The sequence below is a fragment of the Neisseria sp. P0006.S004 genome (assembly GCF_051963015.1).
GTDB lineage: Bacteria > Pseudomonadota > Gammaproteobacteria > Burkholderiales > Neisseriaceae > Neisseria.
Window position 1 is genome coordinate 549,292 of sequence record NZ_JBQCUS010000001.1, and the last position, 20,077, is coordinate 569,368.

The following is a 20,077-nucleotide window of genomic DNA, read 5'->3' on the forward strand; positions in this document are numbered from 1 at the left end:
GCATTTCATCATTTTTTACGATAGGAAGGGACTAATTGTGAACAAGTCTGAATTGATCGAAGCAATTGCTCAAGAAGCCGGCATTTCCAAATCTGCTGCGCAAAAAGCTTTGGATGCTACTACTAATGCCGTAACCAACGCGTTGAAAAACGGCGACACTGTTACTCTGGTCGGTTTCGGTACTTTCTACGTCGGCGAACGCGCCGAACGTCAAGGCCGCAACCCTAAAACTGGCGAGCCTTTGACTATTGCTGCTGCTAAAACTCCTAAATTCCGTGCCGGTAAAGCATTGAAAGACGCTCTGTAATTTAGAGTCTTTCCCTGAATGGGAATAAAAAACCGATTTGATTCGGTTTTTTATTTTGAAGGCCGTCTGAAACCTTTCAGACGGCCTTTAGTTTAAGTGTATATAAAGGCTGAAATCCTAATGATAAAAGGATTTCAGCCTTTTTAGTTTATCTTGTTACATTTGATTTTTACATCAATAAGATTTATCATTAGCAAAGAAAATAACAATACTTAAAATAAACCGCACTTATCGAAAGAAGGGGCAAATAGCCATTCATAACCAATCTTTCAAATGTGCCACACATTCGTCATTCTTCTCACGTTTTTTAATAATCTACTTTTAAAACAAATGAAAAGAGAGGCTTATGTCTACCATTCCTTTGTCGCGCCTGAAAAAAGGCGCAGTCGTACATATTGATTCTATTATTTCCAACCCTGTTTTTGGTGAATTGGATTCCTTGGTAACCCGTCGTCTTGCGGATTTGGGTTTTTCCAGCGGAATGCCGTTGCAAGTGATTGCCGTGGGCGGTTTTGGAAGAGGACCGTTTGCAGTACGCTTGGGCAATCAATCCCAATTTTCCCTGCGGTTGGAAGAGGCCGGGAAGATTATGTGTCGTATCGTTGAGGCCGTTTAAGGCCGTCTGAAAGAATAAGGAAAAATGATGGAACTAAGCTATTTTGCCTTGATTGGCGCGCCAAACTGCGGCAAAACCGTTTTGTTCAACGGTTTGACCGGCTCACATGCCAAGGTTGCCAATTATCCGGGCGTAACTGTCGATAAGCGCGAGGGCGCCTTCCTCGACGACGAGGCCGTCCGCATTATCGACCTGCCGGGCACATACAGCCTACGCACGACCAGCCCCGACGAAGCGGTGGCGAAAGATGTAATGGTAGGCAAGATGGGCATTCCGCCCGATGCCATTATTGCCGTTGCCGACGCGACCAACCTGCGTATGACCCTGCGCATGATTTTGGAACTGAAAACGCTGGGACTGCCTATGGTGGTGTCGCTGAATTTGAGCGACGTGGCCCGCAAAAGGGGCTTGAATATCGACGCGGCCAAACTGAGCGAGTTGTTGGATGCACCTGTTTTGGAAACAGTTGCAGTGAGCGCGTCGGGCGTACAGGCTGTACGCGAAGCCGTGGCGAAGCTGCCGCGCAAACGCTCTTTCCCCGCAAACCCCGCCTCTGCCGAACGCACGCTCGATGCGCTGGATAGCGACAAACTTTATCAAGAAGTCGAATCGATTTTGGCACAAGTGGTACGCACCCAGATGACGCTGCCCGCATGGCACAAAAAACTCGACGACATCGTGCTGCACCCCGTCTGGGGCATGATTATGCTGCTGGTGATCCTGTTTATGGTGTTCCAAGCGGTATACACTTGGGCGGCACCGATTATGGATGCTATTGAAGGCGGTTTTACCGCACTGGGAGAATGGATAGGCGCGAACATGGAACCGGGCATCCTCAACGATTTGCTGGTCAACGGCGTCATTGCCGGTTTGGGCAGCGTGTTGGTGTTCCTGCCTCAGATTACGATTTTGTTTGCCTTTATCCTGCTATTGGAAGACTCAGGCTATCTGCCGCGTGCAGCCTTCCTGCTGGATAACATCATGGCAAAAAGCGGTTTGTCCGGCCGTTCGTTTATTCCCCTTTTGTCCAGCTTTGCCTGTGCCGTTCCTGCCGTGATGTCGGCGCGTACCATTAACGACCCGCGCGAACGCCTTGTTACCATCGCGGTTGCGCCGTTGCTGACTTGTTCCGCACGTTTGCCAGTGTATGCGCTGATTATCGCCGCTGTTATTCCTGACCGTACAGTGGGTGGGATTTTCAACCTGCAAGGCCTGACATTGTTTATTCTTTATATCGTAGGCATTCTGTCGGCCGCATTGGCAGCGTATATCATGAAACGCTTGGCGCGGATGAAAGGCAATGTGCAACAATTCCCACTTTTGATGGAATTGCCGACTTTCCGTACGCCTAACTTCAAACACATCATGACCAGCTTGTGGGATAGGGTAAAAGCCTTCCTGAAACGCGCGGGTACCATCATTTTTGCGTTGGCCGTGGTTCTGTGGGGCTTGGTAAGCTGGCCGCAACCGCCTGAAGGCGCAACCGGTGCCGCCATCGATTACAGCTTGGCAGGTACGCTTGGTCATGCTATTCAGCCGTTTTTTGCACCTTTAGGCTTTACTTGGGAAATGTGTATCGCCATGATTCCGGGTATTGCCGCGCGCGAAGTGGTCGTTGCCGCTTTGGGTACCGTTTACGCCGTCAGCGCGTCGTCTGAAGATGCGGTACAAAACGCTTTGATTCCTATTATACACAACAACTGGGGCCTGCCGACTGCCTTTGCCTTCTTGGCTTGGTATGTTTATGCGCCGATGTGTGCCGCGACTTTGGCCGTAATTAAACGCGAAACCAAATCCACGAAAAATATGCTTATGATTACAGGCTATTTGTTCCTGATGGCTTATTTTGCCGCATTCGTAGTTTATCAAATTTCTTCAAGGATACTATCGTCATGACTCAATATATTATCGTTGGCTTGATTATGCTTGCCTGCATATTCTTCCTCTTGCGAAAATTCGTGTTCAAACCGAAAAAACGCGACTGCAGCAGCGGCTGCGGAAAATGTGGCGGTTGCGGTTAAATAAAGAGGGTTAGGTAAAATGAAAGGCCGTCTGAAATGGTTTCAGACGGCCTTTTTTGTATTTAATGCTATGTAAACTGATGAGGTATATTTGCTCTTTGTCGTTTCAGATTAATAGGTACCTAGGACTTGGCACTAAGGTTTATCGAACGGGAAGCCTGTAATGTCCGGTAATGGTGTAGCGGTAGAGGACATCGTCTTCACGGGTTCCTGAACCGATATTATGGATAATCAGTGGCCTGTCGCCGATTTTTCGATCGGAGACGATGCCGATATGGGGACGGTTGCCTTTCAGTTCCCAAGTTACAATATCGCCAGCTTGATAGTTTGCATCTTGAACGGCCCAGCCTTGACGCGTGAAATAAGTCATTAGGTTAGGCACGCGGCGGTGGTCAATATTAGTGTCCGGCTGTTTTAATCCCCACCGTTTCGGATAAACGGAAAAATTCCGACTCATATCTTGATGAACAAGCTCTTGCAAATCGATATTTTGGTCGCGCAAGGCACGGATGACCACGTCTGTGCAAACGCCTTTTTCCATCGGTACATCGCCCATTGGATATTTGAGCTTGGTGTAAGCCGGGTCGTAACGAAGGGTTTTGCCAATTTGGTTTCGCGCAGATTGTACGATTTGCGGTGATGGTCCTTCGGGTTCGGTAATCTTTTGTTGTAGAAAATCGGTATTAATACTTGAGATAGAGTTGTGATGACGGGCAAAAAATACAGCTGTTGTAATCAGAAGGATAGAAAGCGCAATACTGAGAACTATGGACTTAAAGGCAGTTTTGTGTTTCATGATATATGTACGGCTTAGATGTTGTCTGCATTATTATCAGATTTTGGGGAGGATTGGCAATCCATAATGAAAAAATGGTCTTGAGCAAGTATGTATGGGCTAATAATGGATGAGTGCTATTTGGGTATTACTAAAACGTTTTTTCGTAAATATAGATTTTAATTAGCACATGATAAAAGGCCGTCTGAAAGCTTTTCAGACGGCCTTAGTTATTGGAGAAGGCATTATTTCAATGCTTCTAACAGCTTTCCGTGTATTCCGCCGAAACCGCCGTTGCTCATGACCAAAATATGATCGCCTGCTTCGGCATTTTTCACGATTTCGGCAACAAAGGCATCGAAGTCTTTGCCGACGTGCAGCTTGCCGCCTAAAGGTGCAAGAGCTTCGGCGACGTCCCAGTCCACGCCGCCGGCGTAGCAGAACACTTGGTCGGCATCGTTTAAGCTTGCAGGTAGGGCGGCTTTCATTGTGCCAAGTTTCATGGTATTGGAACGCGGCTCGAGGACGGCGAGGATGCGTGCGTTACCGACGCGCTGGCGCAGGCCTTCGATGGTGGTTTCGATGGCGGTCGGGTGGTGGGCGAAGTCGTCGTAAACAGTGATGCCGTTTACCGTGCCTTTGATTTCCATACGGCGTTTGACGTTTTTAAATGCACTCAAAGCTTCGCAGGCCGTCTGAATATCGACGCCGGCATGACGCGCGGCAGAGATAACGGCGAGTGCGTTCATGCGGTTGTGTTCGCCCATCAGTTCCCACGCGACGTGTCCGACCGTTTCGCCGTGATGGCATACGTCAAACGAGCCGTCGGCATGGACGCTACCAACCTGCCAGCCTTGTTCGGTACCGAATTTTTCTACGGGCGTCCAGCAGCCTTTGTCCAAAGTATCTTGCAGGCTTTGCTGCTGGCCGTTGCAGACGATGAGGCCTTCAGACGGCACGGTGCGTACTAAATGATGGAATTGGGTTTGAATGGCGCCCAAATCGGCAAAAATGTCGGCGTGATCAAATTCCAGATTGTTCAAAATGGCGGTACGCGGACGGTAGTGCACGAATTTGGAGCGTTTGTCAAAAAAGGCAGTGTCGTATTCGTCGGCTTCGATAACGAAGAATGGGGATTTTGAATTAGGGTCTTGGCGCGGCGTTTGCGGCAGGCGGGCAGAAACACTGAAGTTTTCCGGTACGCCACCAATCAGGAAGCCAGGTGCGAGTCCGGCATATTCCAAGACCCATGCGAGCATGGAGGCTGTGGTCGTTTTGCCGTGTGTGCCGGCTACGCCGAGTACCCAGTGCCGGTGCAATACATTTTCAGCCAGCCATTGTGGGCCGGAAGTATAAGGCAGGCCTTTGTTCAAAATGGCTTCAATCACATCCATGCCGCGTTTGGCAACATTACCGATAACGTAAATATCGGCTTTAAATTCGTCTAATTGAGCGGCATCAAAGCCTTCGTGTACGTCAATGCCCAAGGCTTCGAGCTGGGTACTCATTGGCGGATACATCTTGGCGTCGCAACCGCTGACTTTAAAACCTGCTTCTTTGGCAATAGCCGCTACGCCGCCCATAAATGTGCCGCCAATACCGATAATGTGGATGTGTTTCATGATAAGACCGTCTTGGAAATGAATTAATTTTAAAGCCGTCATTATAACGGAGTTTGGATAAAGAAAGGGGTCGTCTGAAAAGTTAGGCAACAATAAGAATAGGAAAAAAATACAAGGAATTTGATTTTAAAAGGAGGGTATTGAGGTTTTGCAAGTATGGGATTGGGTAAGCACTACTTTGGAAAGAGTTATTTGATACGGTAAAGTCGTTCATGAAGATCAAGGGAAGCATTGCCTTGAATTCCTCCATACTTGATGGCGTGAGGTTTTCGGTAACCAGTTTATTTGGATAGACTTTAGAAAATGGATGGTTGTTGTTATTAAAATAATGCCGTCTGAGAAATAAGTCTTGATTAAAACAAGTCATGACTTTTTTCGGACGGCATTTGTATTCTGTGTTTTGCGATTTCTATTAAAGCGCTGCTTCTGAGCGTTCACCGGTACGGATACGGATAGCCTCTTCAACCGGATAAATAAAGATTTTACCGTCACCGATTTTGCCGGAATGCGCGGTTTCTAAAATGGCATCCACAGCCTGATCGACTTTGTCGTCAGCCAATACCAATTCGATTTTCACTTTAGGCAGAAAATCGACTGCGTATTCCGCGCCGCGATAAATTTCCGTATGGCCTTTTTGGCGGCCGAAACCTTTGACTTCGCTGACAGTCATGCCGGTAATACCGATTTCAGTCAGGATTTCGCGTACATCGTCGAGTTTGAAAGGTTTGATAATAGCTTCGATTTTTTTCATATTAAGTCTCCTTGTTTGCAAAAAGGCCGTCTGAAACATTCAGACGGCCTTTGTTCCATCAAGTTCGTTCAAATTTTATTTGAGTGAACTTATTTCTTTTTCTGAGCAGGCAGGTCGGTACATACGCCCAATGCCACTTCCGCAGCCATACCGATGGATTCGCCCAGGGTTGGGTGTGGGTGGATGGTTTTACCGATATCGGCTGCATCACAGCCCATTTCAATCGCCAAGCAGACTTCGCCGATCATATCGCCGCCGTTAGGACCAACGATACCGCCACCGATGATGCGGCCGGTTTCAGCATCAAAAATCAGCTTAGTGAAACCATTGTCGCAACCGTTGGCAATCGCACGGCCGGAAGCAGCCCATGGGAAGTTGGCTTTGGTGATTTTGCGGCCGGATGCTTTGGCAGACAACTCGGTTTCGCCAACCCATGCCACCTCAGGAGAAGTGTAGGCAACGCCCGGAATAACGCGTGCGTCGAAGTAGGCTTTGTGGCCGGCACAGTTTTCAGCGGCAACGTGGCCTTCGTGAACGGCTTTGTGTGCCAACATCGGTTGACCGACGATGTCGCCGATAGCGTAGATGTGCGGCACATTGGTACGCATTTGTTTGTCCACTTCGATAAAGCCACGGTCGGTTACGGCAACGCCTGCTTTTTCAGCGCTGATCAGTTTGCCGTTAGGAGCACGACCGGCAGCTACGAGTACGGCATCGTAACGTTGTGGCTCTTTAGGTGCATTTGCACCTTCAAAGGTAACGTAAACTCCGTCTTCTTTAGGCTCGACAGCAACAGTTTTGGTGTTGATCATGATGTTGTCAAAACGGTATTCGTTTTGTTTTTGCCATACTTTAACCAAGTCGCGGTCTGCGCCTTGCATCAGGCCGTCCATCATTTCAACAACATCCAAGCGAGAACCCAGAGTGCTGTAAACCGTACCCATTTCGAGACCGATAATACCGCCGCCGATAATCAGCAGTTTGCCCGGTACTTCTTTCAGAGCCAGTGCACCGCTGGAATCGATGATGCGTGGATCTTCAGGAATGAAAGGCAGTTTGGTTACGCGGCTACCTGCTGCAATGATACAGTTTTTGAAGGCAACGATTTTTTTCTCGCCGGTAAGAGTCGCTTGCTCGTACACGTCGCCGGTAGTCAGTGACACTTCCAAGTGGTGCGGATCTAAGAATTGGCCGTCGCCTTGGATAACGTCTACTTTACGGCCTTTAGCCATACCGGCCAAACCGGTAGTCAGACGGGAAACAACGCCGTCTTTGTAGCCGCGCAGCATGTCGATGTCGAGTTCAGGCTCTGGGTATTTGATACCGTTGGCAGCCAAGTGACGTACTTCATCGATAACGGCAGCGTTGTGCAACAAGGCTTTGGAAGGGATACAGCCGACGTTCAAGCAAACGCCGCCCAAAGTTTTGTAACGTTCAACGATGGCAACTTTCAAGCCTTCGTCAGCAGCGGCAAATGCAGCGGAATAACCGCCGGGGCCGCCACCCAATACGACTACATCGTATTCAGCATCGGCAGAACCGCCAAATTGTGCAGCTTGAGGAGCTGGAGCAGCAGCTTTAGGGGCTTCTTGTGCAGGAGCAGCTGGTGCTTCAGCTTTAGGAGCGGCAGTCGCAACTTCGGCTTCAACGATTGCAATCAAGCCGCCTTCGGAGATTTTATCGCCGACTTTAACTTTAACTTCTTTAACGACACCTGCAACTTCGGCAGGTACGTCCATAGTGGCTTTATCGGTTTCCAAAGTAATCAGGGTATCGTCCACAGCAATGGTATCGCCCACATTTACTTCAACCGCAATAATATCTACATTTTCGTGACCGCCAATGTCGGGCACTTTCAATTCAACTAAGCTCATGTCTAATCTTTCTGAATGATGTTCGGACTTCTTTTTTCAGACGGCCTGAGTAAAAAGGCCGTCTGAAAATGCTCGGATTACAGAGTAATGCGGCGGAAGTCTTTCAACAGGTTAGCCAGGAATACGGTAAAGCGCATACCGGCGGCACCGTCGATGACGCGGTGGTCGAAGGACAGGCTCAATGGGCACATCAGGCGAGGAGCGAATTCTTTGCCGTTCCAAACCGGTTTGATTTGGGATTTGCACACGCCCAAGATAGCAACTTCAGGAGCATTCACGATCGGCGTGAAGCCTGTGCCGCCGATACCGCCCAAGCTGGAAATAGTAAAGCATGCGCCTTGCATTTCTTGTGGTTTGAGCTTGCCTTCGCGGGCTTTTTTAGACAATTCGGTCAGCTCTTGGCTGATTTGTTTCAAGCCTTTTTGATCCACGTCTTTGATTACTGGAACAACCAAGCCGTTTGGCGTGTCGGCTGCAAAACCGATGTTGAAGTAGTTTTTCAGCACCAAGTTGTCGCCATCCAAAGAGGCGTTGAATTCAGGGAAGGCTTTCAGTGCAGCAACAGAGGCTTTAATGATGAAGGCCAATGGAGACAGTTTCACGCCTTCGCGTTCCCATTCTTTGTTCAGCTGTTTGCGGAATTCTTCCAATTCGGTCATATCCGCTTCCTCGTGTACGGTAACGTGAGGAATCACAACCCAGTTGCGAGACAGGTTTTGACCGGAGATTTTCTTAATGCGAGACAGTTCTTTAACTTCGACGCTGCCGAATTTAGAGAAGTCAACTTTAGGCCATGGCAACAAGTCCAGACCACCGCCCAAAGAGGCAGCGGCAGGTTTGCCAGCACCGCTTTGCATAACGGATTTAACGAAGGCTTTAACGTCTTCGCCCATGATACGGCCTTTCAGACCGGTACCTTTGACTTGACCCAGATCTACGCCCAATTCGCGTGCCAGTTTGCGTGCGGAAGGACCGGCATGTGCTTTGGCAAATGCAGCTTCGTCAATTTTGGCAGCTACAGGTGCAGCCGGAGCAGGCGCAGCGGCTGGTGCGGGAGCAGCAGGAGCTGCTGCGGCAGAACCGGCAGTTTCTACTTCGATAATGGCAGAACCTTCAGATACTTTGTCGCCAACTTTTACAAATACGGCTTTAACCACACCGGCTTCTGTACATGGTACGTCCATAGTGGCTTTGTCGGTTTCCAGAGTAATCAGAGTGTCGTCAACGGCAACAGTGTCGCCAACTTTAATTTCAACGGCAATAATGTCTACATCTGTATGACCGCCAATATCCGGTACAACAACTTTTACAGTTGCACCGCCTGCAGGGGCTGCGGCAGGAGCGGCAGCCGGAGCCACAGGAGCTTCAGCTGCAGGAGCCGGGGCTGCATCGGCAGCAGCGGCACCGGTTTCAACGGTCAGAATTACACCGCCTTCGGAAATTTTATCACCGACTTTAACTTTCACTTCTTTTACTACACCTGCTGCATCGGCAGGTACGTCCATAGTGGCTTTGTCGGTTTCTAAAGTAATTAGGGTGTCGTCAACGGCAATGGTGTCGCCTGCTTTAACTTCTACAGCGATGATGTCGACGTTTTCATGACCGCCGATATCAGGGACTTTGATTTCTACGATACTCATTTGAGTTCCTTTAATATTTTCAGTTTGATTCCGTCTGAAAACTATTTCACACGGCATCGGTACAGTTTGTCTGTTCAAACCATTCAAGCATTTGGTTTTCAGACGGCCTAATATCGGCATGAAGCAAACAGGCCGTCTGAAACATCAATTAGCGTTTCCAGCTAGGAGCTGCATCGGCTTTGATGCCATATTTTTCAATGGCTTGTTGAACGGTTTCTTTGCTGACTTTGCCTTGTTCGGCCAAGGCGCTCAATGCAGCAACGGCAACGTTGTAGCGGTCAACTTCGAAGAAGCTGCGCAGGTTGGCACGGCTGTCGGAGCGACCAAAGCCATCGGTACCCAAGACGTGGTAGTCGTTAGGGATGTAGGCGCGGATACGGTCGGCATAGCTGCGGATGTAGTCGGTAGCGGCAATAACTGGACCGTCATGACCTTGCAGTTGAGAAGTAACAAACGGTACTTTTGCAGTTTCCAATGGGTTCAGACGATTGAAGCGTTCAACTTCGATGGCATCGCGGTGCAACTGGTTGAATGATGGGCAAGACCAGATGTCTGCTTCTACGCCGAAGTCGGCTTTCAGCAATTCGGCACCGGCAATCACTTCTTGCAGGATGGTACCGGAACCCATCAATTGGACTTTTTTATCGCCTTTGCCGCCGGCTTTCAGCAAGTACATACCTTTCAGGATGTCTTGTTCTACGCCTTCAGGCATGTCCGGATGGGTGTAGTTTTCATTCATCAGGGTGATGTAGTAGAACACGTCTTCGTGGTTAACATACATGCGGCGCAAGCCATCGTGTACGATAACGGCTACTTCATATTGGAATGTCGGATCGTAAGTTACACAGTTTGGAATCAAGTCTGCTTGAATGTGGCTGTGGCCGTCTTCGTGTTGCAAACCTTCGCCATTCAGTGTTGTACGGCCGGCAGTACCACCCAACAGGAAACCGCGTGCATGCATATCGCCTGCTGCCCATGCCAAGTCGCCAACGCGTTGGAAACCGAACATAGAGTAGTAGATGTAGAAAGGAATCATGGCAAAGTCGTTGTTTGCGTAGCTGGTCGCAGCAGCAATCCAGTCAGCCATGGCACCTGGTTCGTTAATACCTTCTTGCAAGATTTGACCGTCAACAGATTCTTTATAGAACATCAGTTGGTCTTTATCTTGAGGAGTGTATTGTTGGCCTTTAGGGTTCCAAATACCGTATTGGCGGAACATACCTTCCATACCGAACGTACGGCTTTCATCAGGAACGATAGGCACCACGCGTTTGCCGATTTTTTTGTCTTTCAGCAAAGTAGACAGGATGCGGACGAAAGCCATGGTGGTTGAGAATTCACGGTCGCCGCTGGATTTCAGTTGAGTTTCAAATGCTGACAGTTCAGGCACTTCCAGAACTTCTTGGGTAGGTTTGCGTTGAGGCAGGTAGCCACCCAAAGCTTCACGGCGTGCATGCAGGTATTTGTATTCTTCGCTGTCGGGAGCAAAAGTCAGGTAAGGCAGGTCGCCACTGTCGATTTGCTCGTCGGTAACAGGAATGTCAAAGCGGTCACGGAATTGTTTCAGAGAAGCTTTGTCCATTTTTTTGGCTTGGTGGGCAACGTTTTGGCCTTCGCCGGATGCGCCCATGCCGTAACCTTTAATGGTTTTAGCCAAAATGACAGTAGGTTTGCCGTCAGCGTGGTTCACTGCACGGTCGTAAGCGTTGTACACTTTTTGAGGGTCGTGGCCGCCGCGGTTCAATGCCCAAATTTCATCATCGGTCATATCGGCAACCAATGCTTTCAGTTCAGGGGTATTGAAGAAGTGTTCACGGACGTATGCGCCGTCTTTGGATTTGTAAGTTTGGTAGTCACCGTCCAAGCATTCTTCCATGCGTTTGCGCAGAATGCCATCTTTGTCTTTTGCCAAGAGGCGGTCCCAACGACGACCCCAGATGACTTTCACAACATTCCAGCCGGCGCCGGCAAAGTTGCCTTCCAGCTCTTGAATGATTTTGCCGTTACCGCGTACTGGGCCGTCCAAACGTTGCAGGTTACAGTTGATGACGAATACCAAGTTGTCCAAGCCTTCGCGTGAAGCCAGAGCAATAGCACCTTGGCTTTCAGGTTCGTCCATTTCGCCGTCACCGCAGAATACCCATACTTTACGGCCTTTGGTTTTAGCCAGGCCGCGAGATTCCAAGTATTTCAGGAAACGGGCTTGGTAAATCGCCATCAATGGGCCAAGACCCATAGATACGGTTGGGAATTGCCAGAAGTCAGGCAACAGGTGAGGGTGAGGATAGGAAGGCAGGCCATGACCGGCAACTTCTTGACGGAAGTTGTTCAATTGGTCTTCAGTCAGACGGCCTTCAACGAAAGCACGTGCATAAATGCCGGGAGCGGCATGACCTTGGAAGAATACCAAATCACCTTCTTCGCCTTCGCCTTTGGCTTTCCAGAAGTGGTTGAAGCCAACTTCGTACATGGTCGCAGCAGATTGGAAAGATGCAATGTGTCCACCCAATTCCAGATCTTTTTTACCCGCGCGCAATACGATAGCCGCGGCATTCCAACGTACGAAAGCACGAATGCGGTGCTCGATGTTTTGGTCGCCGGGAATGCCTTTTTCGTTTTCAACGGAAACAGTATTCAAATATGGAGTAGTGGTGCCGTGAGGCATGCGGATGCCTTTGTCACGGCTGTATTTGACCAAACTTTCCAGAAGGTATTGGGCGCGTTCGCGGCCTTCATATTCTAAAACAGAGCTTAACGCGTCTAACCATTCTTTGGTTTCAATTGGGTCAACATCGTGTAATTGGGTGGACATAATATCTATCCTTGTGTTGAGTGTTTTTCAATGACGGAGTAGTACCCCGATATTTTCGTTTGTGAACAAATACGGCTTATAAACGAAAATTCCAAGAGTCAAATTCGAAAAAATTTTAATTATTTAAATATTTTCAATACGTTATATTAAGTAATGAAAATTCTGAAAAATTAAAATTTTTTGCAAACTGGCTAACCTGCAAATGCTATCAGTAATTGGGCAAACTGGCAAATCGCGCTGTTGATATTAATAGGAGGGTAGAGGTTGAATTGATGATTTTTTGAGAGTGCTCTTATGATGGTTTTTAAATTGAAATATTAAACAGACACGGTAAAAAATCTCTGTTGTTTGGATGAATAAATTCGAATACGAAAATTAATTTTCAAAATTTGTCTAAAATCGAAAATTAAATTTAAACTTTGAGTTTGGAAAAGAAAATTAGACCGTGTCATTTTTTACAAGAGAATGGGCCGTCTGAAGATTTTGGAAGAGGTTAAGAAAGAGTGAAATTCTAAGAAGACGATGATTGAGGAAGGGAAAATTAAAAAATGACATGCGCAGGCTAGTTGAATAGCTGGGCATGTCATTTGTTAGTAGTCTGAGAATTTCAGACGGCCTTTAAACTGCAGAGGATTTTTGAGCAAATTGCTTCCATTGAGCTAAAAGCTCTTTGAGAACATCTTGCTGTTCATGTCCATGTTGGATGGCTTCTTGCAGCCAAAAACATGCATTATTGATGTCTTTCTCTACACCCAGGCCGTGGTAATACAGACAGGCAAGATTATATTGAGCCATTGTATCCCTTTGTTTGGCTGCCGCCTCAAACCATTTCGCCGCTTGGGCATAATCGACAGGTACGCCTTGTCCGCTGTAATACATCATGCCAAGATTGGTTTGTGATTTACTGTGTCCTCGTTCTGCAGACTGAAGGTATAGCTCCAGTGCTTCAGCATAATTTTGTTGGCGTTTTAAGCCATAGTGCGCTGCAAATGCCAGCTTGTAAAGACGTTCAGCTTCCTGACGTTGGAGGGCGATTTCTTTCGTCAGCTTATAGTTTTGCTGGTTATTCAATGCGCTGTCAGACAGAAGTTTTTGGTAAGCGACAAGATTACCTAAATCAGCCGAGCGTTGATAATATTGACGCGCGGTGTCTGTATCAACTGCTCGTCCCAATCCGTAGCGATGGATATCGCCTAAAAGACGCAATCCTTCCGGGTCATTTTGATCTGCAGCCAATTTAGCATGCTGATAGGCCTTTTGAGGGTCTCGTTCGGTGTTTTTACCCAGAAGATAGATTTCGGCAAGTGCTACATGCGCATTGCTGTCACCTTGTTCGGCCGCTTTTTCAAACCATTCCAATGCTTCAGCAGGATTTGATACGGCTAAGAGTTCTGCAAGAGAAGTTTGCGCTGGAACAATGTCGTAATCGGCGGCAATACGCAAATGTTCGATTGCTTTTTCAGGGTTTTGTGCAACACCTTGCCCCAATTTGTATTGAAGGCCGAGTTGCCAGTGTGCCGCAATAAATCCCTGTGCAGCGGATTGCTGATAAAGTTTATGGGAATATTCCAAATCAGGAGAGCTGGAATATTGGTAATGCTGGGCTAAGAAGTATTGTGCCTGAGGATTTTGTTGTTCGGCAGCTTTCAGTGCCCATTTGACTGCTTCTTGGTCATTGCCATTGTCTGCATATAAACGCATCAGGCGCAGTTGGGCAGGAGCCAATCCTTCTTCGGCAAGCTCCTGATAGGATGCGATGAGCTTTTCTACTTCTATTCCATTATTTTCTTGTAATTGGAGAAGATTATAGCGGGCGTATGGATGACCAGCTCTTGCAGCTTGCTTTAAATATTCAACTGCAATTGCTAAATCTTGTGCATTTTCGTGGTGTTCGATCAGGCATCCTGCCAGCTGAAATGCAGCCTCAACATGCCCGGCTTCTGCTGCTTCGCAGAGCAATGGGATGGCTCGTGCAAAGTCAGGTGGGTCTTGAGTGATTAATTTTTCTGCTAGCAGAAAAGATTCTTCATATTGTTGAGCATTCATCGGTTTGCTTTTATATTTTGTGAAGGATTAAGAATAAAATAATCGGCCGACAGGGTGCGGCCGTTATGATTTTGTAATTTTGAGGTTATTTACAAAAACAGGCAACCGTATTTGTATTTTTATACTTAGAATAATGAAATAATTTGTTTTATGCTGCATAAATACAACAGAGGCATGTGATAAAGTGGGTTGAGAAAATACTTCTGCTGTTTATTCACTTTAAATTATTTATCGTCCGATTTTTTACGCCACAAAACAAGTAATTTGCCAATATGTTGCACCAGTTGAGCACCCAGTGTTTCACACAGGGCATTGCAAATTTCAATACGTTCTGCACGGTCATCGCCAAAAACACGGACTTTAATCAATTCGTGTGCTGTCAATGCGGCGTCGGTTTCTTTAATGACGGAGTCGGTCAAACCTTGTTGGCCAACAATAACAACGGGATGAAGGTGGTGTGCTTGGGCTTTCAAGGCCAAAATTTCTTTGGTGCTTAGTTTGTTGTCGCTCATTTTGATAAGTATCCAATTAAAAAGAATAATGGCTATATTGTACGCGATTTAGAACATTTACGGGAGAAATAACGTACAATACTGGTTTTTAACTTAAGTATTTCAAACCAATATGGCTGTACGCTCAAAATCTTCAAAAGCATGGCTGCATGAGCATGTCAACGATCATTATGTCCATATGGCACAAAAGGATGGATATCGTGCCCGAGCGGCTTATAAATTATTAGAAATCAATCAGAAAGATAAATTGATCAAGCCGGGTACGGTCTTAGCGGATTTGGGTAGTGCGCCGGGAAGTTGGTCACAGGTGGCAGCCAAGCTGGTTGGTAAAACAGGGGCGGTGTTTGCATTGGATATTTTACCGATGGATGCGATTGATGGTGTGTTGTTTATTCAGGGTGATTTTAGGGAAGATGCTGTTTTGGAGCAGTTTGAAGCTTTGTTGGATAATCGCCCGTTAGACCTTGTAATCTGTGATATGGCACCCAATATGTCAGGCAATGCCGTAACAGACCAGGCACGCAGTTTTTACCTGTGTGAACTGGCTTTGGATTTTGCCTCGCAGCATTTGAAACCCGGAGGCAGTTTTTTGGTGAAGGTGTTTCAAGGCGTGGGCTATCAGGAATATACGGCGGCAATGCGCGAAATTTTTGCCAGTGTACAAACTAGAAAGCCGGATGCTTCCCGCAATCGTTCCAGTGAGATTTACCTATTAGGCAAAAATAAACGCTGACAATGTAGGGTGGGTGCTTTAAAATTCTTTCCCTTGATTTTATTTATTTTGTAACCATGGAGCCTGTTCAGTGGGGAATACCATTAAAAACATATTAGTCTGGGTAGTGGGTGGTGCTATGCTTTTAGCAGCATTCAATGCACTCAGCGATAAGCAGGAAGATAAACAGCAAATCGAATATTCTCAATTTATTCAGCAAGTTAATAGTGGCGAAGTATCCAATGTCAATATTGAAGGATCTGTTGTCAGCGGCTATCTGATTAAAGGTGAGCGCACCGATAAAACTGCCTTCTATACCAATGCGCCTTTGGATGACAACTTGGTTAAAACACTGTTGGATAACAAAGTACGCGTCAAAGTGACTCCGGAAGAAAAACCAAGCATGCTGGCCAGTCTGTTTTACAGCCTGCTGCCTGTTTTGTTGTTGATCGGTGCATGGTTCTACTTCATGCGCATGCAAAGCGGCGGTGGCGGTAAAGGCGGCGCCTTCTCTTTTGGTAAAAGCCGTGCGCGTTTGTTGGATAAAGATTCCAATAAAGTGACTTTTGCCGATGTTGCCGGTTGTGATGAGGCAAAAGAAGAAGTACAAGAAATCGTAGATTATTTAAAAGCCCCCAATCGTTACCAAAGCTTAGGCGGTCGTGTGCCGCGCGGTATTTTGTTGGCTGGTAGCCCTGGTACGGGTAAAACATTGCTGGCCAAAGCGATTGCTGGTGAGGCAGGGGTGCCATTCTTCAGTATCTCAGGTTCTGACTTCGTAGAAATGTTTGTCGGTGTCGGTGCGAGCCGTGTCCGCGATATGTTCGAGCAGGCCAAGAAAAACGCTCCATGTATCATCTTTATTGATGAAATTGATGCGGTCGGCCGTCAGCGTGGTGCCGGTTTGGGCGGTGGCAATGATGAGCGTGAGCAAACATTAAACCAATTATTGGTTGAAATGGATGGTTTTGAAAGTAATCAAACCGTTATTGTGATTGCAGCAACCAACCGCCCTGATGTACTTGACCCTGCGTTGCAGCGTCCGGGCCGTTTTGACCGTCAAGTCGTTGTTCCATTGCCTGATATTCGTGGCCGTGAGCAAATCTTGAAAGTTCACGCTAAAAAAGTGCCTTTGGATGCATCTGTAGATTTGACTTCTTTGGCTCGTGGTACACCTGGTTTTTCAGGTGCAGATTTGGCAAACTTGGTCAATGAAGCTGCTTTGTTTGCCGGTCGTCGTAATAAAGTTAAAGTCGATCAAAGCGACTTTGAAGATGCTAAAGACAAAATCTACATGGGTCCGGAGCGTCGCAGTATGGTAATGCACGAAGATGAAAAACGTGCGACAGCCTATCATGAGGCCGGTCATGCAATCGTAGCGGAAAGCCTGCCGTTTACCGATCCGGTTCACAAAGTAACGATTATGCCTCGTGGCCGTGCATTGGGTTTGACTTGGCAACTGCCTGAGCGTGACCGCATCAGTATGTACAAAGACCAAATGCTGAGCCAGCTCTCAATCTTGTTTGGTGGCCGTATTGCTGAAGATATTTTTATTGGCCGTATTTCTACCGGCGCATCTAACGACTTCGAGCGTGCAACTCAAATGGCACGCGAGATGGTAACGCGTTATGGTATGAGCGACAAAATGGGTGTGATGGTTTATGCTGAGAACGAAGGTGAAGTATTCTTGGGTCGCAGCGTAACCCGTTCTCAAAATATTTCCGAGAAAACTCAACAAGATATCGATGCGGAAATCCGCCGTATTTTGGATGAGCAATACCAAGTGGCTTACAAAATCTTGGATGAAAATCGCGATAAGATGGAAACCATGTGCAAAGCACTGATGGATTGGGAAACCATCGATCGAGATCAAGTTTTGGAAATTATGGCCGGTAAACAGCCTAGTCCGCCTAAAGATTACAGCCACAATGTCCGTGATGACAAAGTAGAAGAGCCTGAGGCGCCTGTTGCTGAAGCTGCTGAACCTGTTGAGCAAAATGAGGTTCAGAATACTGAGTCAGTAGAAGCAGACAAAACAGATAAATCTGTATAAGGTCTGAAACAGAAAACGGTAGCTTTAAGCTACCGTTTTTATTTTGAAGATAAGCTAAAGGCCGTCTGAAAAGCTTCAGACGGCCTGATTTTATTTGGTTAATTACAAAACAGCCAAAGCCGCTTCGTAGTCAGGCTCGTTCGCAATTTCAGAAACCAACTCAGCGTGGAGAACTTGGTTTTGCTCGTTCAAAACCACCACTGCGCGGGCAGTAAGGCCGCGTAATGGGCTTTCTGTCAGTGTAACACCATAATCGTTAGAAAAGCTGCTGCGGAATGTAGAAAGTGTCACTACATTTTCCAAACCTTCTGCACCGCAGAAACGGGCTTGTGCAAACGGTAAATCGGCAGAAATGCACAAGACTACGGTATTGTCCAAAGACGAGGCACGTTTGTTGAAAGTGCGGACGGACTGGGCGCATACGCCGGTGTCAATACTAGGGAAAATATTCAGCACTTTGCGTTTGCCTGCAAAGTCAGCCAATGATTTCTCAGATAGGTCTGCCGCTACCAATGTGAAATCAGGTGCAACTTGGCCGGTAGCAGGCAAATTGCTGTTTGTAGAAATAGGTGAGCCTTGGAAAGTAACTTGAGCCATGATTCAGTCCTTGTGTCAGGGGAAAATAGGATGGTCAGGGGTTTAGTAATGGCGGCGACGGAAATAGAACATGCCTTCGCTGTCAATTTCTAAAATATAGCGGCCGTTTTGTACGGCGGCATAACCGCTTTTGCCCTCGGTATAAGGCTGTAAAGCAGCGTGTGAAATCAGATAGTCGGTCAGTTTGTTGCCGTCTTGGGCAATATTGTCTACCATTTTTGCAAAGACAGTGTGGCAGACGCCGTTGGCTGACCAGCCGGCTAAAACGCCTTTTTCATTTTTTTCCATGCATTGGCCGCTGATGACTTCTAAGTCGGTAGGGTGCTTGCCAATCAGATTGATAACACCGCCCTCTATACCATTAATGGGATAAGTGCGTTGTTTTTTACCTTCTTTCGTTTCGCCTTCTTGAGCTGTACCTAAATCCAAACCGGCTATGGCTTGTTCATCGATATATTTAACTTTGAAGGTAGGCTTGGGTGCTTTGCCTGAAGCAGCATCATTGGCTACAGTATCTTCAGATTTACCGCCGCAGGCAGCCAAAGATAGGCTGAGCAAGATAAGGGGGAAGGTTTTTTTCATATGAGAAACCCTAGAAAACGATTATATTTCAAATGATAAACGATATTATGGCCGTCTGAAATATTCAGACGGCCTTACTATTATTATTTCAACGGACGAATACCTACTGCATCGCGTACTTTATCCAACAATTCGCGTGCTTCTTTACGCGCTTTTTGTGCGCCGGCCTGCAAAATGTCTTCAATTTGAGAGGGTTTGGCTGTCAACTCATTGTAACGCTCGCGGGGTTCTGCGAGTTCGGCATTGATTTTTGCACCCAAGAGTTTCTTAGCTTCGCCCCAAGCAAGGCCTTCGGCCAGCATTTGCGTGAACTCGGCAGTTTCAGACGGCGTGGAGAAGGCTTTGTAGATTTCAAACAGAGGACTTTCATCAGGCTGTTTCGGCTCGCCGGGTTCTTTCATATTGGTGATAATTTTGTTAACCGATTTTTGGGTTTTCTTGTCATTTTCCCAAAGTGGAATGGTGTTGCTGTAGGATTTGGACATTTTACGTCCGTCCAAGCCGACCAAGAGTTCGACATTTTCGTCGATTTTTACTTCAGGCAGGGTGAAGAGTTCTTGGAAGCGATGGTTGAAGCGGCCGGCAATATCACGTGCCATTTCAACGTGTTGGATTTGGTCGCGACCGACTGGTACTTCATGGGCATTGAACATAAGAATGTCGGCAGTCATGAGGATAGGATAGCTGTACAGGCCCATTTCCACGCCGTGATCCGGATCTTCCTGACCGTTTTCGGTATTTGCCTGTACTGCGGCTTTATAAGCGTGAGCGCGGTTCATCAGGCCTTTTGCAGTGATACAGGTCAGAATCCAGTTCAACTCCATCACCTCGGGAATATCGCTTTGACGATAGAAAGTGGTCTGTTCCGGATTGAGTCCGCAGGCAAGCCATGTGGCGGCAACAGCTTGAGTAGATTGATGAATCATTTCCGGCTCATGACATTTGATGATGCCGTGATAGTCGGCCAAAAAGAGGAATGATTCGGTATTGGAATCTTGCGCCGCGCGGATGGCCGGGCGGATGGCACCGACATAGTTGCCCAAGTGTGGAATACCTGTTGTGGTAACACCTGTTAAAACTCGTTTTTTGCTCATGAAAGTATCCTTCGGCACAAAGGCCGTCTGAAAATAAATATGGTGCCGATTATACCTGATTAT

The 20,077-nt window shown here is 47.2% G+C and carries 17 protein-coding genes; 6 read left to right on the plus strand and 11 right to left on the minus strand.

The window, feature by feature from the left end; translation table 11 throughout:
- Positions 1-37 precede the first annotated feature (37 nt).
- The 4 genes from ACTHR2_RS02645 (at position 38) to ACTHR2_RS02660 (ending at position 2,944) form a co-directional block, all read left to right on the plus strand.
- On the plus strand, positions 38-307 hold the full coding sequence (locus ACTHR2_RS02645; RefSeq protein WP_003683413.1) for an HU family DNA-binding protein: 270 nt from the start codon (positions 38-40) through the stop codon (positions 305-307).
- 346 nt (positions 308-653) lie between these two features.
- Positions 654-923, plus strand: coding sequence for a FeoA family protein (locus tag ACTHR2_RS02650; RefSeq protein ID WP_036490759.1), 270 nt, complete (start codon positions 654-656; stop codon positions 921-923).
- Between the two features lie 27 nt (positions 924-950).
- Positions 951-2,819, plus strand: coding sequence for a ferrous iron transporter B (feoB, locus tag ACTHR2_RS02655; protein ID WP_070646101.1), 1,869 nt, complete (start codon positions 951-953; stop codon positions 2,817-2,819).
- Positions 2,816-2,944, plus strand: coding sequence for a FeoB-associated Cys-rich membrane protein (locus tag ACTHR2_RS02660; protein WP_084824579.1), 129 nt, complete (start codon positions 2,816-2,818; stop codon positions 2,942-2,944). Before feoB ends, ACTHR2_RS02660 begins: the two co-directional genes overlap by 4 nt.
- 142 nt (positions 2,945-3,086) lie before the next feature.
- Here the strand turns inward: ACTHR2_RS02660 and ACTHR2_RS02665 are convergent, their stop codons facing one another.
- From ACTHR2_RS02665 to yhbY, 8 genes are all read right to left on the minus strand, one after another.
- Entirely contained in the window at positions 3,087-3,740 is a 654-nt protein-coding gene (locus tag ACTHR2_RS02665) for a DUF1287 domain-containing protein (protein WP_440375321.1), read from the minus strand.
- Between the two features lie 224 nt (positions 3,741-3,964).
- The gene (mpl, locus tag ACTHR2_RS02670; RefSeq protein ID WP_440375322.1) at positions 3,965-5,341 is read right to left on the minus strand and encodes a UDP-N-acetylmuramate:L-alanyl-gamma-D-glutamyl-meso-diaminopimelate ligase; all 1,377 of its coding nucleotides are present in this window, start codon (positions 5,339-5,341) and stop codon (positions 3,965-3,967) included.
- A gap of 412 nt (positions 5,342-5,753) precedes the next feature.
- A complete protein-coding gene (locus ACTHR2_RS02675) occupies positions 5,754-6,092 on the minus strand; it encodes a P-II family nitrogen regulator (protein ID WP_003683576.1) in 339 nt (112 codons plus the stop codon).
- Positions 6,093-6,181: 89 nt separating this feature from the next.
- Entirely contained in the window at positions 6,182-7,966 is a 1,785-nt protein-coding gene (lpdA, locus tag ACTHR2_RS02680) for a dihydrolipoyl dehydrogenase (protein ID WP_440375323.1), read from the minus strand.
- A 77-nt stretch (positions 7,967-8,043) separates the two neighbouring features.
- Entirely contained in the window at positions 8,044-9,606 is a 1,563-nt protein-coding gene (gene aceF, locus ACTHR2_RS02685) for a dihydrolipoyllysine-residue acetyltransferase (RefSeq protein WP_440375324.1), read from the minus strand.
- Positions 9,607-9,754: 148 nt separating this feature from the next.
- A complete protein-coding gene (gene aceE / locus ACTHR2_RS02690) occupies positions 9,755-12,418 on the minus strand; it encodes a pyruvate dehydrogenase (acetyl-transferring), homodimeric type (RefSeq protein WP_440375325.1) in 2,664 nt (887 codons plus the stop codon).
- Positions 12,419-13,036: 618 nt separating this feature from the next.
- Complete coding sequence (locus ACTHR2_RS02695; RefSeq protein ID WP_440375326.1) at positions 13,037-14,464, minus strand: tetratricopeptide repeat protein; 1,428 nt, start codon at positions 14,462-14,464, stop codon at positions 13,037-13,039.
- 224 nt (positions 14,465-14,688) lie between these two features.
- Positions 14,689-14,976, minus strand: a complete 288-nt coding sequence (gene yhbY, locus ACTHR2_RS02700) for a ribosome assembly RNA-binding protein YhbY (protein WP_263336086.1) — start codon at positions 14,974-14,976, stop codon at positions 14,689-14,691.
- Positions 14,977-15,088: 112 nt separating this feature from the next.
- Here yhbY and ACTHR2_RS02705 point away from each other — a divergent pair, with 112 nt between their 5' ends.
- Together ACTHR2_RS02705 and ftsH are read left to right on the plus strand one after the other, a co-directional pair.
- Positions 15,089-15,709: an RlmE family RNA methyltransferase gene (locus ACTHR2_RS02705; protein ID WP_263336089.1), complete on the plus strand. Its 621-nt coding sequence runs from the start codon at positions 15,089-15,091 to the stop codon at positions 15,707-15,709.
- A 70-nt stretch (positions 15,710-15,779) separates the two neighbouring features.
- The gene (gene ftsH / locus ACTHR2_RS02710; RefSeq protein ID WP_263336091.1) at positions 15,780-17,741 is read left to right on the plus strand and encodes an ATP-dependent zinc metalloprotease FtsH; all 1,962 of its coding nucleotides are present in this window, start codon (positions 15,780-15,782) and stop codon (positions 17,739-17,741) included.
- Between the two features lie 102 nt (positions 17,742-17,843).
- Here ftsH and tpx read toward each other — a convergent pair whose 3' ends face one another.
- From tpx to trpS, 3 genes are all read right to left on the minus strand, one after another.
- Positions 17,844-18,338, minus strand: a complete 495-nt coding sequence (gene tpx / locus ACTHR2_RS02715; protein ID WP_263336094.1) for a thiol peroxidase — start codon at positions 18,336-18,338, stop codon at positions 17,844-17,846.
- A 42-nt stretch (positions 18,339-18,380) separates the two neighbouring features.
- Positions 18,381-18,920 (minus strand): hypothetical protein, encoded by a 540-nt coding sequence (locus tag ACTHR2_RS02720; RefSeq protein WP_263336097.1) that lies wholly within the window; start codon positions 18,918-18,920, stop codon positions 18,381-18,383.
- A gap of 83 nt (positions 18,921-19,003) precedes the next feature.
- Positions 19,004-20,014, minus strand: coding sequence for a tryptophan--tRNA ligase (gene trpS, locus ACTHR2_RS02725; RefSeq protein WP_263336100.1), 1,011 nt, complete (start codon positions 20,012-20,014; stop codon positions 19,004-19,006).
- Positions 20,015-20,077: the final 63 nt, after the last annotated feature.